General features: G+C 71.3%; 15 protein-coding genes. 7 read left to right on the top strand and 8 right to left on the bottom strand.

Features of this window, described 5'->3' with window-relative positions; translation table 11 throughout:
• Positions 1–132 precede the first annotated feature (132 nt).
• Entirely contained in the window at positions 133–1,431 is a 1,299-nt protein-coding gene (locus tag DEJ06_RS06610) for a citrate synthase (RefSeq protein WP_111038808.1), read from the top strand.
• Between the two features lie 823 nt (positions 1,432–2,254).
• On the opposite strand, the gene dapD is transcribed toward DEJ06_RS06610, so the two are convergent.
• Positions 2,255–3,220 carry a 2,3,4,5-tetrahydropyridine-2,6-dicarboxylate N-succinyltransferase gene (gene dapD, locus DEJ06_RS06605; RefSeq protein ID WP_111038807.1) on the bottom strand — a complete coding sequence of 322 codons (966 nt, stop codon included), beginning with the start codon at positions 3,218–3,220 and terminating at the stop codon, positions 2,255–2,257.
• Positions 3,221–3,371: 151 nt separating this feature from the next.
• Between dapD and dapE the strand changes: the two genes are divergently transcribed.
• The 4 genes from dapE (at position 3,372) to DEJ06_RS06585 (ending at position 6,844) form a co-directional block, all read left to right on the top strand.
• On the top strand, positions 3,372–4,454 hold the full coding sequence (dapE, locus tag DEJ06_RS06600; RefSeq protein ID WP_071404160.1) for a succinyl-diaminopimelate desuccinylase: 1,083 nt from the start codon (positions 3,372–3,374) through the stop codon (positions 4,452–4,454).
• Positions 4,439–5,683 carry a hypothetical protein gene (locus tag DEJ06_RS06595; protein WP_111038806.1) on the top strand — a complete coding sequence of 415 codons (1,245 nt, stop codon included), beginning with the start codon at positions 4,439–4,441 and terminating at the stop codon, positions 5,681–5,683. Before dapE ends, DEJ06_RS06595 begins: the two co-directional genes overlap by 16 nt.
• 147 nt (positions 5,684–5,830) lie before the next feature.
• Positions 5,831–6,001, top strand: a complete 171-nt coding sequence (locus DEJ06_RS06590) for a DUF3117 domain-containing protein (RefSeq protein ID WP_017887054.1) — start codon at positions 5,831–5,833, stop codon at positions 5,999–6,001.
• 114 nt (positions 6,002–6,115) lie between these two features.
• Positions 6,116–6,844, top strand: a complete 729-nt coding sequence (locus tag DEJ06_RS06585) for an AAA family ATPase (protein ID WP_071404158.1) — start codon at positions 6,116–6,118, stop codon at positions 6,842–6,844.
• Positions 6,845–6,871: 27 nt separating this feature from the next.
• Here the strand turns inward: DEJ06_RS06585 and DEJ06_RS06580 are convergent, their stop codons facing one another.
• The gene (locus DEJ06_RS06580) at positions 6,872–7,504 is read right to left on the bottom strand and encodes an O-methyltransferase (RefSeq protein ID WP_017887052.1); all 633 of its coding nucleotides are present in this window, start codon (positions 7,502–7,504) and stop codon (positions 6,872–6,874) included.
• Positions 7,505–7,568: 64 nt separating this feature from the next.
• Between DEJ06_RS06580 and DEJ06_RS06575 the strand changes: the two genes are divergently transcribed.
• Complete coding sequence (locus tag DEJ06_RS06575; RefSeq protein WP_110894138.1) at positions 7,569–7,937, top strand: twin-arginine translocase TatA/TatE family subunit; 369 nt, start codon at positions 7,569–7,571, stop codon at positions 7,935–7,937.
• 82 nt (positions 7,938–8,019) lie between these two features.
• Here the strand turns inward: DEJ06_RS06575 and DEJ06_RS06570 are convergent, their stop codons facing one another.
• The 4 genes from DEJ06_RS06570 to DEJ06_RS06555 are packed head-to-tail and all read right to left on the bottom strand — an operon-like array spanning position 8,020 to position 11,901.
• Positions 8,020–8,868, bottom strand: coding sequence for a bifunctional 2-polyprenyl-6-hydroxyphenol methylase/3-demethylubiquinol 3-O-methyltransferase UbiG (locus tag DEJ06_RS06570; protein ID WP_111038805.1), 849 nt, complete (start codon positions 8,866–8,868; stop codon positions 8,020–8,022).
• A 10-nt stretch (positions 8,869–8,878) separates the two neighbouring features.
• Complete coding sequence (locus DEJ06_RS06565) at positions 8,879–10,039, bottom strand: P-loop NTPase (RefSeq protein WP_111038804.1); 1,161 nt, start codon at positions 10,037–10,039, stop codon at positions 8,879–8,881.
• Complete coding sequence (locus DEJ06_RS06560) at positions 10,032–10,529, bottom strand: DUF1003 domain-containing protein (RefSeq protein WP_042539423.1); 498 nt, start codon at positions 10,527–10,529, stop codon at positions 10,032–10,034. Before DEJ06_RS06560 ends, DEJ06_RS06565 begins: the two co-directional genes overlap by 8 nt.
• A 52-nt stretch (positions 10,530–10,581) precedes the next feature.
• Positions 10,582–11,901, bottom strand: coding sequence for a magnesium transporter MgtE N-terminal domain-containing protein (locus DEJ06_RS06555; RefSeq protein WP_027464574.1), 1,320 nt, complete (start codon positions 11,899–11,901; stop codon positions 10,582–10,584).
• A 130-nt stretch (positions 11,902–12,031) separates the two neighbouring features.
• On the opposite strand from DEJ06_RS06555, the gene DEJ06_RS06550 reads away from it, so the two are divergent.
• A complete protein-coding gene (locus DEJ06_RS06550) occupies positions 12,032–12,916 on the top strand; it encodes a general stress protein (RefSeq protein WP_111038803.1) in 885 nt (294 codons plus the stop codon).
• A gap of 423 nt (positions 12,917–13,339) precedes the next feature.
• Here the strand turns inward: DEJ06_RS06550 and DEJ06_RS06545 are convergent, their stop codons facing one another.
• Positions 13,340–13,810 (bottom strand): GNAT family N-acetyltransferase, encoded by a 471-nt coding sequence (locus tag DEJ06_RS06545; protein WP_071405472.1) that lies wholly within the window; start codon positions 13,808–13,810, stop codon positions 13,340–13,342.
• Positions 13,811–13,825: 15 nt separating this feature from the next.
• Complete coding sequence (locus tag DEJ06_RS06540) at positions 13,826–15,310, bottom strand: aminopeptidase P family protein (RefSeq protein ID WP_111038802.1); 1,485 nt, start codon at positions 15,308–15,310, stop codon at positions 13,826–13,828.
• Between the last annotated feature and the right edge of the window lies 1 nt (position 15,311).

Here is a 15,311-nt window from a genome sequence, read left to right as displayed (position 1 = left end):
ATCCCTGGGAACCACCAAATCGTCACCTGGGATGTGTGCACGACCGACAGGTGCCGCGATTAGGCTGTCCTCGTGACTGACACTGCCAATGACGCTCAGAAGACGGCCACACCGCCCACCACGCCCGTCCCCGTGAGTCCCGCCGCCGAACAGCAGGGCGCGACCGCGACGCTGACGTTCCCGGGTGGCACGGCGGAGTTCCCGATCCTGCAGAGCGTCGACGGCGCGTCCGCGATCGACATCTCGACCTTCAAGAAGCAGACCGGGATGAACACGCTCGACTACGGGTTCGTGAACACCGGTGCGACGAAGAGCGCGATCACCTACATCGACGGCGACCAGGGGATCCTGCGCTACCGCGGGTACCCGATCGACCAGATCGCCGGCAACTGCACCTTCCTCGAGGTCGCGTGGCTCCTGATCTACGGCGAGCTGCCGACCCCCACCGAGCTCGAGCAGTTCGACGCCCGCATCCGTCGGCACACCCTGCTGCACGAAGACCTCCGCCGCCTGTTCGACGCCCTGCCGCACTCGGCGCACCCGATGTCCGTCCTGTCGAGCGCTGTGAGCGCCCTGTCCACGTACTACGAGGACGACATGGACGTGGACGACCCCGAGAAGGTCGAGCTGCAGACCGTCCGGCTCCTCGCCAAGCTCCCGGTGATCGCGGCCTACGCCCACAAGAAGGCCATCGGGCAGGCGTTCCTGTACCCGGACAACTCGCTGTCGTTCGTCGACAACTTCCTGCGGCTGAACTTCGGCACCATGGCCGAGACCTACAAGCCCAACCCGGTGCTCTCGAAGGCGCTCGAGCGGCTCCTCATCCTGCACGAGGACCACGAGCAGAACGCCTCGACCTCGACGGTGCGCATGGTCGGCTCGACGAAGGCGAACATGTTCGCCTCGATCTCGGCCGGCATCAACGCCCTGTACGGCCCGCTGCACGGCGGCGCGAACGAGGCCGTGCTCGAGATGCTCCAGCAGATCAAGGACTCGGGCGAGCCCGTGACGCGCTTCGTCGAGCGGGTGAAGAACAAGGAGCAGGGCGTCAAGCTCATGGGCTTCGGGCACCGCGTCTACAAGAACTACGACCCGCGCGCGAAGCTCGTCAAGGAGTCCGCGCACGAGGTCCTCGATTCCCTCGGTGTGCAGGACGACCTGCTCGACATCGCGATGGAACTCGAGCAGATCGCGCTCGAGGACGAGTACTTCGTCAGCCGCAAGCTCTACCCGAACGTCGACTTCTACACCGGCATCATCTACAAGGCGATGGGCTTCCCGCCGCGGATGTTCACCGTCCTGTTCGCCATCGGTCGCCTGCCGGGCTGGATCGCCCAGTGGCGCGAGCTGAACAACGACCCGCTCAACAAGATCGGTCGCCCGCAGCAGCTCTACGTGGGTGCGCCCGAGCGCGACGTCCCCGAGCGCTGATCGACTCCGAGCGCCCCGCCTCACGGTTCCGTGGCGCGGGGCGCTCGTGCGTGTGCGCCGCGTGCCGCCGTCCGGCAGGACGCGCCGCTCGCATCCGTCGAGTGGTCGAGAACTGTCGTTGGGAGGGCGCCGTACCGACGGTTCGTGCGCCGTCGGCGCACGCGGACGGCGTGTTGTGACCACTCGCGGGGCGGGGTGGGGCCCTGGACGCGACGGCCTGGAGGCCCGGTGCCGGTCTCGTGGACCGGCACCGGGCCTCCAGGCGGGTGCGTCGGTGGGAGCGCGATCGTGGGCCGCGCCGCTCGCCTCCGCCGAGTGGTCGCGAACTGGCGTCGGGCGGATGTCGAAACGACGGTTCGTGCGCCCTCGGCGCACGCGGACGGCGTGTTGTGACCACTCGCGGGGCGGGTTGCGGCCCTTGACGCGATCGCCTGGAGGCCCGGTGGCGGTCTCGTGGACCGGCACCGGGCCTCCAGGCGGGTGCGTCGGTGGGAGCGCGATCGTGGGACGCGCCGCTCACCTCCGCCGAGTGATCGCGAACTGTCGTCCGGCGGTGTCGAAACGACGGTTCGTGCGCCCTCGGCGCACGCGGACGGCGTGTTGTGACCACTCGCGGGGCGGGTTGCGGCCCTGGACGCGACCGCCTGGAGGCCCGGTGGCGGTCTCGTGGACCGGCACCGGGCCTCCCGTGCGGGCGTGTCGGGCGCGGGGCGGCGGGACGCGTCGCTCGCCTCCGCCGAGTGGTCGCGAACTGGCGTCCGGCGGGTGCCGGAGCGACGGTTCGTGCGCCCTCTGCGCGCGCAGGCAGTGGAGCTCTCGGGCGCTACGCGTGCAGCGCGGTGTTCAGCTGGATGCCCTCGCCCTTGCGCTGCAGTGCCTCGACGGCGCCGCTGATGCTGTTGCGGCGGAACAGGATGTTCGGGGTGCCGGAGAGCTCCGCGGCCTTGACGGTCTTCGGGGTGCCGTCGGGGTTCGGTGCCGCGCCGACCAGCACCACCTTCGTGCCGGCCGTGACGTAGAGACCGGCCTCGATGACGGAGTCGTCACCGAGCGAGATGCCGAGGCCCGCGTTCGCGCCGAGCAGCGCGCGCTCGCCGAGGGAGACGCGGTGTGTGCCGCCGCCGGACAGCGTGCCCATGATCGAGGCGCCGCCGCCGATGTCGGTGCCGTTGCCGACGACGACGCCCTGCGAGACGCGGCCCTCGATCATGGCGTCACCGAGGGTGCCGGCGTTGAAGTTCACGAAGCCCTCGTGCATGACGGTCGTGCCCGGCGCCAGGTGTGCGCCGAGGCGGACGCGGTTGGCGTCGCCGATGCGGACGCGGTCCGGAACGACGTAGTCGAGCAGGCGCGGGAACTTGTCGATGGCGTGCACGGCGATGCCGGCGCGCTGCAGGGACGGGCGCAGGCGCGTCAGGGACTCGGGGTGCACCGGGCCGGCGTTCGTCCACGCGACGATCGGCAGGTGGCCGAAGACACCGTCGAGGGAGACCTCGTTCGGGCGGACGTGCAGGTGGCTCAGCAGGTGCAGGCGGAGGTACGCGTCCGGGGTGCTCGTCGGAGCGGCGTCGATCGTGATCTCGGTGGTGACGGCCTCGATCCGGACCTCGCGGCGGGGGTCGTCACCGACGTGCGCCTGCAGCTCGGCGGGGAACACGGCGTCGGAGGGCAGTGCCCCGAGGTGCGTCTCCGGGTACCAGGTGTCGAGCGTCGTGCCGTCGGCGGCGATCGTCGCGAGGCCGTGGCCCCAGGCGTGGGTCGGGCGGTCGGTGGCAGTCGTGTCGGTCACGGCTCCAGGGTACCGAGCGCCGGTCTGCGGGCACCGTCCGTCCGGACTGCCGGGGCGGTGCGGTCGCCGACCGTCCTGCCTGCTGGGTCGGCGGGTTCCCGACCGTCCGGACTGCCGGGGCGGTGCGAGGGGCGGCCGGTAGGCTGCCCGCATGCCGGAGCACCTCGACCTCACCGCCTCGTCCATCGACATCACCCGTGCCATCTGCGACATCGAGTCGGTGTCCGGGAACGAGCAGGCCCTCGCCGACGCGATCGAGGCCGTGCTCGCACCGCTGCCGCACCTCGAGGTGATCCGCGACGGCGACGCGATCGTGGCGCGGACGAACCTGGGCCGCGACCGCCGCGTCGTCATCGCCGGTCACATCGACACGGTGCCGCTCAACGACAACCTGCCGACCGAGTTCCGGACCACCGAGGACGGCACCGAGATCCTCTGGGGCCGCGGCACCGTCGACATGAAGGCCGGCTGCGCGGTGCAGCTCAAGCTCGCGTACGACCTGGTCGACCCCTCGGTCGACGTCACGTGGGTCTGGTACGACCACGAAGAGGTCAGCGATGCCCTGAACGGCCTCGGCCGCCTGGCCCGGACACGACCCGAACTGCTCACCGCCGACTTCGCGATCCTGGGCGAGCCGTCCGGGGCACAGATCGAGGGCGGGTGCAACGGCAACCTCCGCGCCGAGATCCGCACGTTCGGCAAGCGTTCGCACAGCGCCCGGAGCTGGATCGGCGACAACGCGATCCACAAGACCGCCCCGATCCTGGCCACCCTGGCCGCCTACGAGCCCCGCACCGTCACGGTCGACGGGCTCGAGTACCGCGAAGGCCTGAACGCGGTCGGCATCAGCGGCGGCATCGCGGGCAACATCATCCCGGACGAGGCGATGGTGCACGTGAACTACCGGTTCGCCCCCTCGCGCTCGGCCGACGAAGCCGTCGCCCACATCCGCGAGCTGTTCGACGGGTACGAGGTCACGATCGTCGACCTCGCCGCCGGTGCCCGCCCCGGACTCGATGCCCCGCTCGCGCAGGACTTCGTCGCGGCCGTCGGCGGACCGGAGCCCCGTCCGAAGTACGGCTGGACCGACGTCGCACGCTTCTCGGCGCTCGGGGTCCCCGCGGTCAACTACGGCCCCGGCGAGCCGGTCTTCGCCCACCACGACGACGAGCAGGTCCCGGTCGCCCAGATCACCGCGGTCGAGGCCGGGCTGCGTCGGTGGCTGACGGCCTGACGACGGCGGGGGCCACCCGGAGGACCCCTGCCCGGAACCGCTGGCGGGCCCGGTACCGGGTCGTCCCGTGGTGGGTGCGCATCACGGTCGTGTACGTGCTGGCGCGGCTCGTCACGGGCGCCATGATGCTCGCCTTCGCCCGGGTGCAGGCGGCGAACTCGTTCACCGTGCAGAGCCCGGGCTACCTGTCGTTCGCGTCGATCTGGGACGGCGCCTGGTACCGCGTGATCGCCACGGGCGGGTACCCGTCGACGCTGCCCGTCGACGCCGCCGGACACGTGACCGAGAACGCGTGGGCGTTCATGCCCGCGTACCCGTTCCTGGTGCGCGCGCTCACGCTGCTCACCGGAGCATCGTTCGAGTTCGTCGCGGTCTCGGTGTCGTTGCTCGCCGGACTCGGGGCCGCGCTGGTGTTCCGCCGCCTCATGGGACGGTTCCTCGACCCCGCACGGGCGACGTTCGCCACGGTGCTGTTCTGCGTCGCACCGGTGTCGGCGATGTTCCAGGTGGCCTACGCGGAGTCGATGGGCCTGTTCCTGCTGCTCGTCGCGCTGCTGCTCATGGTGGATCGACGGTGGTGGGCGATGCTGCCCGTCGTGCTCCTGCTCGGCATGACCCGACCGACGGGGCTCGCCTTCGCGTTCCTGGTGGTGCTCTTCGTGGCCGCGTGGGCGATCCGCCCGGCGTGGGTGCGCTCGTCGGAACCGCTGACCCTCCGCCGGCTCGTCCCACCCGCGGTGGTCGCCACGGTGTCGGGTCTGGTCGGTCTGGCCTGGCCGGCCATCGCGTGGGCGGTCACCGGCGTGCCGAAGGCCTACACGGACACCGAGCTCGCCTGGCGGTCGTCGTACATCGGGTGGAAGGAACTCGTGCCGTTCGCGCCGTGGGTGCAGGGGTTCGGGTGGTGGTTCGGGCAGCCGGCCGGCACGGTGCTGCTCGTCGTCGTGCTCGTCGGGTTCGCGGCGTTCGTGTGCATGCCGGCCACACGCCGGATCGGCATCGAGCTCCGACTCTGGGGTGTGGCGTACCTGGTGTACCTGCTCGCGGTGTTCTTCCCGCAGTCGAGCACCTGGCGCATCCTCGTGCCGATCGCACCGCTGCTCGGGATCGTGGCGCTGCCGCGGTCGCGGGTGTACCGCGTGGCCGTCGTCGTCGCGTTCGTCGGGCTGCAGTGGGTTTGGCTGTACTACACGTGGTGGATCGACGGCTACGACTGGACCCCACCGTGATCGATGCGGGGCGCCGGAGGCCCGTGGATCCGCGTTCTGCGGAGCATCAGAACGACACATCCGACACCCCCAACCTGGGCGGTTTCGCAGTTGCCCCCTCCATACGGGATAATGGGGCTGCATTTACTGCACGAAAGGGGACATCTGATGGCAGCCATGAAGCCGAGGACCGGTGACGGGCCGATGGAGGCTGTTAAGGAGGGTCGACTCATCATCGTGCGGGTTCCGCTCGAAGGTGGAGGCCGCCTTGTCGTCTCGGTCAACGATGCCGAGGCCAAGGAACTCCACGACGCACTCGCTGAGGTCGTCTCGGCCTAGTACGTCGAAGCACCAGAACGGAAGGCCCGGAGCGTGTACGCTCTGGGCCTTCCGTCTGCCCGCCGGTAGCGGGCGTCCACACGCGGTGTCGGTCGGCTCCGGCAGGATGGGGCCGTGCCGAGGACCCACCTGCCCATCCGACGCGTCGAGGAGTACCGCGACCCGGACCCGATGCCGCGCGACGAGTGGCCGGCCACGCTCCCGCCGATCCGGCAGCTGCTCGACGAGGGCCTCGACCTGGACCCGGTGACGGTGTTCGTCGGGGACAACGGTGTCGGCAAGTCGACCCTGATCGAGGCCATCGCGCTCGCGTTCGGGATGTCCCCGGAAGGCGGCTCGACCGGGGCACACCACTCGACCCGTCCGTCCGAGTCGGACCTGTGGCAGCACATCGCCCTGCGACGTGACTTCGGTGCGCCCCGCGGTGGTTTCTTCCTGCGTGCTGAGACGATGCACGGCTTCTTCACCTACCTCGAGGAGCACCCGAACCGCAGTCGCCCCGAGCCGGTGTTCCACGAGCGCAGCCACGGCGAGGCATTCCTGGACTTCGTCATCGACCGGGCGCGTTGGCCCGGCCTCTGGATCCTCGACGAGCCGGAGTCCGCCCTGTCGTTCTCGGGCTGCCTCACCCTGATCGCACTGTTGCGCTCGATCGTCGAGAGCGGCGTCGGCCAGGTCGTGCTCTCGACCCACTCACCCGTGCTCGCCGCGTTCCCGGGCGCGACGATCCACGAGGTCGGCGAGTGGGGCCTGCGGCGCACCGAGTGGCGCGACCTCGACCTGGTGCGGAACGAGCGCGCGTTCCTCGAGTCGCCCGAGCGGTACCTGCGGCACCTGGACTGACCTGCGCGAGCGCCGGCGGGTCGAGCGCTAGTTGGTGACCTTCGTCAACTGCAGCAGCCCGTCACCGGCGGGCGACAGCGCGCTGCGCACCGCACCCGAGGTCGACACCTCGGTCAGGAGCAGCCGGAAGTCCGTGGTGGCACGGTCGCGCTTCACCGGGTCGGCCACGCGTCCGCGCCACAGGGCGTGCGGCACCAGGACGGTGCCACCCAGGCGGGCGAGCCGCAGACCGTGCTCGACGTACTCGATGACGTGCTCGGGGTCGGCGTCGACGAGGACGACGTCGTACGAGGCCTCGTTCATGCGGGGGAGCACCTGGTTCGCCCGACCGGGGATGAGCCGGATCCGTGCGGGAGCGGTGCCGGCGCTGATGTAGGCGTCGCGGGCGAACTGCTGGTGGTCGACCTCGACGTCGATCGTCGTCAGGGTTGCGTTCGGGGCGCCGGCGAGCAGGTACAGGCCGGAGACCCCGAGGCCGGTGCCGATCTCGATGATGCTCGTGGCTCGCGAGGCCGCCGCGATGACCCCGATCTGCGCACCGATCGCGGGCGAGATCGCTTCGACCCCGAGTTCCAGGGAGTGCTCACGAGCACGGGCGATCGCCTCGGTCTCCGAGACGATGTCCTCGGCGAACTTCCAGTTCGACTCTTTCTCTGACACGCACACTCCGTTCGGGAGACAACTCTAGAGGTGCAACGCAGCAGCACGCGTTAGGCTCGCTCGCGTGGACATCCCGCTCGACAAGATCCTGATCATCGGGGTCATCGGCGTCCTCTTGCTCGGGCCGCAGCGCCTGCCGATGTACGCCCAGAAGCTGGCCGAGTTCGTCAAGGCCGTCCGTCGGTTCGCCGACACCGCGAAGGAGCGGATGCGCGACGAGATGGGCCCCGAGTTCGACGACATCGAGTGGCAGAAGCTCGACCCGCGCCAGTACGACCCGCGCCGCATCATCCGAGACGCCCTGCTCGACTCCGGTTCCAGTGCGGCCGCCGTGCAGACCGCGCAGGTCACGGCCTCGAAGGTGCGCGCGACGGCTCCCGTCGTGCCCCTGGCCGCCGGTGAACCGGCACCCTTCGACGCCGAGGCGACCTGACGCCCGTCACGTCCCCACCTGACGGACTGGAGGCCCGGTGCCAGCTGGCACCGGGCCTCCAGTCCGTCAGGGGGTCGCGTCGTCAGTCGCGGGTGGCGACGATCGTGTAGGTCGTCGGCATCCGGTTGCGGTCGTGTTCCGGCCAGGCCCACGAGCCGGTGTCGGTCTCGACCATGCGGGAGCTGAAGCGCCACGGCAGGGTCCGGCCCTCGTCGAGCCGTCGGAGCCGCAGCCCGGCACCGAGCAGGGCGTTCACGATCTCGGACAGCGGGTGCGGCCACTCGAAGGTGCGGGCGTTCGCCACCGTGCCGTCGCCGGCGTAGGTGCCGGCGTCGTCCCACTGCTGCGCGGTGCCGTCCGGGAAGTACCGGTACCGGGTGACGAGCTCGTCGGCGTCCTCGTCGAGGGCGTACAGCGCCGGGTGTCCGTCGCGGATGAAGAACACCCCGCCGGGGCGGAGCAGGCCGGCGACCTGCGCAGCCCAGCGGTCGAGGTCGGGGAGCCAGCAGATCGTGCCGATGCTCGTGTACACGACGTCGAAGTCACCGGTGACGGCGGCCCGGGCATCGAGGACGTCGGTCTCGACCCAGGTGACGTCGAGCCCGAGGCGCGATGCGAGTCCGGCGGCCGAGGCGAGGGCGGCGGGGGAGAAGTCGACACCGGTCAGTCGGGCACCCTCGCGGGCGAGTGACACCGTGTCGGTGCCGATGTGGCACTGCAGGTGACAGACGTCGAGGCCCGTGAGCGAGCCGTTCGGCAACCAGGGCGTCAGGGCCGGCAGGTCCTCGCGGACGACGTCCGAGCGGTGGCCGGGGTCGGCGAGGGCGTCGATCGCGTAGGCACCCTCGTGGATCGGCACCCGGTCGTCCCAGTTCGCGCGGTTGGTGGCGCGTGCGTGGTCCCAGTCGACATCGACGTGATCGGTGCTCATGACCTCGAGCCTAGGACAGCGACAACCCGAGCTTCCGGCCCGCGAGCCCGCGCCCCATCGTGGTGATCCGGTCGGCGATCGCCGCCAGGGCCACGGCGGACGGGTCCTCGGGGGCACCGAGCACCACCGGGACGCCTGCGTCGCCGCCCTCGCGCAGCGGCACGGACAGCGGCACGCTGCCGAGCACCGGGACGGGGGCGTCCTGCCCGCGGGACAGCCGTGCGGCGGTCTCGGCGCCACCACCCTCGCCGAACAGGTGCAGCACCGAGCCGTCGGGCTGCACGAGCCCGGCCATGTTCTCGACCACGCCGATGACCCGCTGCCCGGTCTGCCGGGCGACGATCCCGCTGCGCTCGGCGACGTCGGCCGCGGCGGCCTGCGGGGTCGTGACGACCAGGACCTCTGCGTGCGGCAGCAACTGCCCCACCGAGATCGCGACGTCGCCGGTGCCCGGGGGCAGGTCGAGCAGCAGGACGTCGAGGTCGCCGAAGAACACGTCGGTCAGGAACTGGTTCACGGTGCGGTGCAGCATCGGGCCACGCCACGACACCGCGGTCGAGACGTCGTCGACGAACATGCCGATCGAGACGACCTTCACGTCGTGCGCCACCGGCGGCAGGATCATGCTGTCCACGCGGGTCGGGCGGGGTGCGACCCCGTGCTCGTCGGTCAGGCCCATCAGGCCGGGGACGCTGAAGCCGTGCACGTCGACGTCGACGACCCCGACCCGCAGGCCCCGGCGGGCGAGCGCGACGGCGAGGTTCACGGTGACGGTGGACTTGCCGACGCCACCCTTGCCGCTCGTGACGGCGATGACGCGCGTGAGCGAGTCCGCGGTGAACTGGATGCCCTTGGGACGGCCGGCTCGCAGCCGCTCGGTCAGCGCGGCACGAGTGGCCGGGTCCATCACGGACACGTCGACCTCGACGGCGGCGACTCCCGGGACGGACCCGGCGGCGACGCGGACGTCGCGCTCGATGGTGTCGGCGGCGGGGCACCCCACGATCGTGAGCTGCAGGTCGACGCGCACCGCGCCTCCTGGCTGCACGTCGACACCACGGATCATGTCGAGCTCCGTGACGGGGCGGCGGATCTCCGGGTCGATGACGCGGCCGAGCGCGGCGAGGACCGCCGTGCCGAGCTGTTCGTCGGTGGGGACGGCGTCAGCCACGGGTGGAGCTGTCGTGTTCGTCCGCGTACCCGGCCTCGTCGGCGTCGCGGCGGTCGAGCTCCTCGAGCAGGGAGCGGAGCTCGGCGCGGATGAAGTCCTTCGACGCCATGTCCCGCATCGCCAGGCGCAGGGCCACGACCTCGCGGGCCAGGTACTCGGTGTCGGCCAGGTTGCGTTCGGCGCGCTGGCGGTCCTGCTCGAACTGCACGCGGTCGCGGTCGTCCTGCCGGTTCTGCGCGAGCAGGATCAGCGGGGCGGCGTACGAGGCCTGCAGCGAGAGCACGAGCGTCAGAGCCGTGAAGCCGATCGCCGCCGAGTCGAACTGCCACGGCTTCGGCGCCAGGGTGTTGTAGCCCATCCAGACCACGCAGAACAGCGTGAGGCCGATGAGGAACCACGGCGTGCCCATCCCGCGGGCGATGCCCTCGGTCGCACGACCGAAGGTGTCCCCGCGACCACGGCGGCGGCTGGGGAGCACACGCGTGCGCATGCCCTTCGGGGAGTCGAGCCGGACCTCTTGGCGGTCACGGTCGCGACGGTTGTCATCCGTTCGGGCCACGGGTGGTCCTCCTTCCCGTCGTCACGGGTGTCCTGCGCGGGCGTTGGCGTGGAAGCGGTGAGGGTTCCCCCTCGCCCTGACTTCGCCAGTCGTCCGGCAGGACGTGGTCGAGGACATCGTCGATCGTCACCACCCCGACGAGACGGTGGGCGTCGTCGACCACGGGGACGGACAGCAGGTTGTAGGTCGCCATGATGCGGGTGACCTCGGCGGCGCTCGCGTCGACCCGGACCGGTTCGGTCTGCTGGTCGATGAGCGTGCCGAGCCGCTCGTTCGGCGGGTAGCGGAGCATCCGCTGGAAGTGCACGAGTCCCAGGAACCGACCGGTCGGCGGCTCGTACGGCGGCAGGGTGACGCAGACGGCGGCGCCGAGCACCGGTGCGAGCTCGTGGCGGCGGACCAGCGCGAGGCCCTCGGCCACGGTGGCGTCGGCCGAGACGATCACCGGTTCGGTGGTCATCAGACCACCGGCGGTGTCCGGCTCGTACTCCAGGAGCATGCGGACGTCCTGCGCCTCCTCCGGCTCCATGAGCTGCAGGAGGGCCTCACTCCGCTCGTCGGAGAACTGGGCGAGGACGTCGGCCGCGTCGTCCGGCTGCATCTGGTCGAGGACGTCGGCGGCGCGGGCATCCACCAGCCGGGTGAGGATCTCGATGCGCTCCTGGTCGGGCATCTCCTCGAGCACGTCGGCGAGGCGGTCGTCGGGAAGTTCCTCGGCGACCTCGAACCGGCGCTCGGCGGGCAGGTCGAGCAGCGTCGACGCGAGGTCGGCGGGCAGCAGGTCGGAGTAGGCGGCGATGACGTGCTCGGCGGACTGGGCCTCGCCGGGGAGTTCGTCCTCGGTGACCTCGTTCCACGTCGCGAACGTCGTCGGGCCCTTGCCGAACGGCGACGGCGTGGTCTTCGGTTTGCGGAGGAAGAGCTGCGCGACCTCCCAGTCGCCCTGCCCGCGGTCCTCGATCGCGACGTCCTCGATCGTGGCGCGGATCCGCTGGTTCTTGATGAGCACCTTGCGGCCGAGCATCTCGGCGATGACGCGCACCTCGCCGCCGCGCTGCTCGAAGCGGCGCATGTTCACGAGGCCGGTCGTGATGACCTGCCCGGCACCGATGGATGTGATGCGGCCGATGCTCACGAAGATGCGGCGCTTGCCGGGCACCTCGACGATGAGCCCGACGACGTGCGGGGGGTCGGCCCGGCGGTAGACGACCAGGACGTCCCGAACTCTGCCGACGCGGTCGCCCGCGGGGTCGAAGACGGAGCACCCGGCGAGGCGGGCGACGAAGACCTTCGTGGCGCTCACCCGACCCAGCGTAGTCGCTCGGGTGTGCGCGTTCGCTCGCGCCGCCGACGGCACCGGTCGACGGCTTCCGATCGGCTGCTTCCCTGAGAGTGCACGTGCGATTGCAAGGTGTGCGGTGAATGATGGCTGTGTGAGCAATCAGAGCCCCTTCGCCGGCAGGACCGCCCAGGCGTTCCCGACGCTGCCCAAGGGCGACGTCCTGGGAACGTACGACAGCTACCCCGACGCGCAGCGCGTGGTGGCGAAGCTGGCCGAGGCCGACTTCCCCGTCAACCAGCTCTCGATCGTCGGCAACGACCTGAAGACGGTCGAGCGGGTCACCGGCAAGATGACCTACGGCCGTGCCGCGATCGCCGGTGCGCTGTCCGGCCTGTGGCTCGGCATCTTCTTCGGCATCGTGCTCACGCTCTTCTCGCCGAGCGCCGGCGGCCTGATCCTGGCGGCCGCGATCATCGGTGCCGCGTTCGGCATGCTCTACGGCATCGTCTCGTTCGCGATCACGAAGCGGCAGCGCGACTTCACGAGCGTGCACCAGGTGCTCGCCACGAACTACCAGATCGTCATCAACCCGCAGCTGACCGGGCAGGCGCAGCGGATCCTCGGCGAGCACGGGGCCACCCCGTCCACGCACTGGAACGACGCTCCCCAGCAGCAGCAGCAGCAGCAGTGGCGTCCGGGCCCCGGTGGGGTCCCGCCGCAGCAGCAGTCGCCGTACGGCGGGCACGCCACGCCGCACCAGCAGCCGGGAGGCCCGCAACACCCCGGCACGTCGGCCCCCGGCGCGCAGACGGGTGCGCCTTCGGGCCCGCCGCGCTACGGCACGAACGACGGACCCCGGTACGGGGAGACCCCCGAGACGGCTGCCGCCCCCGCGGCCCCGCCGGTGCCGGAGCGTCGACCCGAGGAGCCGCCGCGCTACGGCGAGCGGGTCGCCGGTGCCACGCCGCCGGAGCCCTCGTCGTCGTCCTCGCCGGATGCGCCGCGCGAGGGCGACAGGGACAGCGACCGCCGCTAGCCGCGCTCCGGCCGGCGCGATCGGGCTTCGTCCTGCGGTCGCGCGAGGTCGGGTCGTGCGAGGTCGGGTCGTGCGAGATCGCTCGACACGCCGTTCGCGTTCGTCGAGGTCGCACGAACTGTCGCCGCCGACCGCCGCGGGCGGCACTTCGTGCGACCTCGGCGGCGGAGTCCGGGCGGACGGGCTGTCCGGGCGGTCGCAACACCCCGCGCGCGAGGCCTCGAGCGGTCGGAGATCGTCGTTCGGCGCCGGGCCGGACGACGGTTCGTGACCGCTCGGCCTCGGGCCGACGGCACGTCGTGACCGAGAGCCGGGCGGGCTCGGGCGCGCGCGAGCCGGGCTTGCGCGCGGGGCGGTCCGGGCAGGCTCGGGCGCGCGCGAGCCGGGCTTGCGCGCGGCGCGCTCCGGGCAGGCTCGCGCCGGCTAGAGGACCTTCGAGAAGCAGACCGACAGGGGCGCCCCGACGTACGGCCCGAAGTTCGCGATCCGCCGGAACCCCTCGCGCTGGTAGAACCCGACGGCGCGCTGCTGCTCCGTGCCCGTCTCGAGGACGAGCGCCGGGGACCCGAGGTCGAGCGCCGCTTCTTCCAGCCGGCGCAGCAACGCAGCCGCGGCGCCGGACCCGCGGGACTCCGGCCGGACGTACATGCGCTTGATCTCGGCGATGCCGTCGTCGACGATGCGCAGGCCCCCGCACCCCAGGGGAGTCCCGGACTCGTCCCGTGCGACGAAGAACACCGCGATCGACTCGGCGGTCGGCTTCTCACCCGGTTCGGTGTCGCCGCCGTGCGCCCGGTCGATCTCCAGGCGCTGGGCGGCGCGGAGTCGCTGGGCGTCGGGGGAGTCGAAGTGCTCGACCTCGATCGAGATGGTGTTCGGGGAGGCCTCGGGCATGGTCACCCGATCAGGCTAGCGGCCCGAGCGGGCGATCCACCCCTCCACTTCCGAGGGGGTCCGGGGGATGCCGACCGACAGGTTCTCGGCGCCGTCCTCGGTCACCAGGATGTCGTCCTCGATGCGGACACCGATGCCGCGGAACTCCTCCGGCACGGTCAGGTCGTCCTGCTGGAAGTACAGTCCGGGCTCGATCGTGAAGACCATGCCGGCCTGGACGGTGCCGTCGAGGTACATCTCACGACGGGCCTTCGCGCAGTCGTGCACGTCGAGCCCGAGGTGGTGGCTCGTGCCGTGCACCATGTAGCGGCGGTGGAACTGGTTGTCCGGCTCGAGCGACTCGGCGGCCGAGACCGGCAGGAAGCCCCACTCGGCGGTCTTGCGCGCGATGACCTCCATCGCGGTGGCGTGCACCTGGCGGAACGTGATGCCCGGCTTGACGATCGCGAACGCGGCGTCGGCGGCCTCGAGCACGGCTTCGTAGACCATCCGCTGCACGGGGGAGAACGTGCCGCTCACCGGCAGCGTGCGGGTGATGTCGGCGGTGTAGAACGAGTCGACCTCGACCCCGGCGTCGATGAGGATGAGATCGCCCGGCTGTACGGCGCCGTCGTTGCGCGTCCAGTGCAGGATGCAGGCGTGGTGTCCCGAGGCGGCGATGGTGTCGTAGCCCACGGTGTTGCCGTCGGCGCGCGCCCGGCGGTTGAACGTGCCCTCGACGATGCGCTCACCGCGCGGGTGCGCGAGCACGGCGTCGAAGTCGCCGATGACGTCGTCGAACCCGTGCTTCGTGGCGTAGACGGCCTTGCGGAGCTCACGGACCTCGTACGCGTCCTTGACCAGTCGCAGCTCGGACAGGTCACGGGAGAGCAGGTCGTCGGTGGCCGGCGACCCCTCGGTCTCGTCCGCGCCACCGATCGCCGCGCCGATGCGGGCGTCGAGGGAACGGGTCAGGTCGTCGTCGGCTTCACGCACGAGCAGCGCCGACGCGTCGAGTGCATCGGCGACGGCCGTGAACGCCCCGAGGTCGGCCGTGGCCAGCCCGAGGTCGGCGGCGACGGCGTCGAGCGAGGGGCGCGGCCCGACCCAGAACTCCCCGATCTCGGGGTTGGCGTAGAACTCTTCCGAGTCGCGGCCCGCGGTGGCACGGAAGTACAGCGTGGCGTCGTGGCCGGAGCCGTTCGGCGTCATCACGAGCACCGAGCCGACGACGGTGTCGGTGCCCCAGCCGGTCAGGTGCGCGAAGGTGGAGTGCGGGCGGAACGGGTAGTCGCAGTCGTTCGAGCGGACCTTGGCCTGCCCGGCCGGCACCACGATAGTGCGGCCCGGGTGCAGCTCGGAGATGCGCGCGCGACGCTCGGCGGCGAACGCGGCCTGCTCGCGGGGCTCGGGCTGCGCTTCCGAGCGCTCGGCCCACTGCGACCCGATGAAGTCCTTGAAGGTCGAGGACCCGGGGGTCGTGGATCGGTTGCTCGTCGCGCGGGGAGTCGTGTCGGCCATG

Origin of the sequence: Curtobacterium sp. MCLR17_051 (assembly GCF_003234395.1) — a bacterium.
Lineage (GTDB): Bacteria > Actinomycetota > Actinomycetes > Actinomycetales > Microbacteriaceae > Curtobacterium > Curtobacterium flaccumfaciens.
Note: the sequence above shows the minus strand (reverse complement) of the source record. Positions and strands in the feature narration are given on the sequence as shown.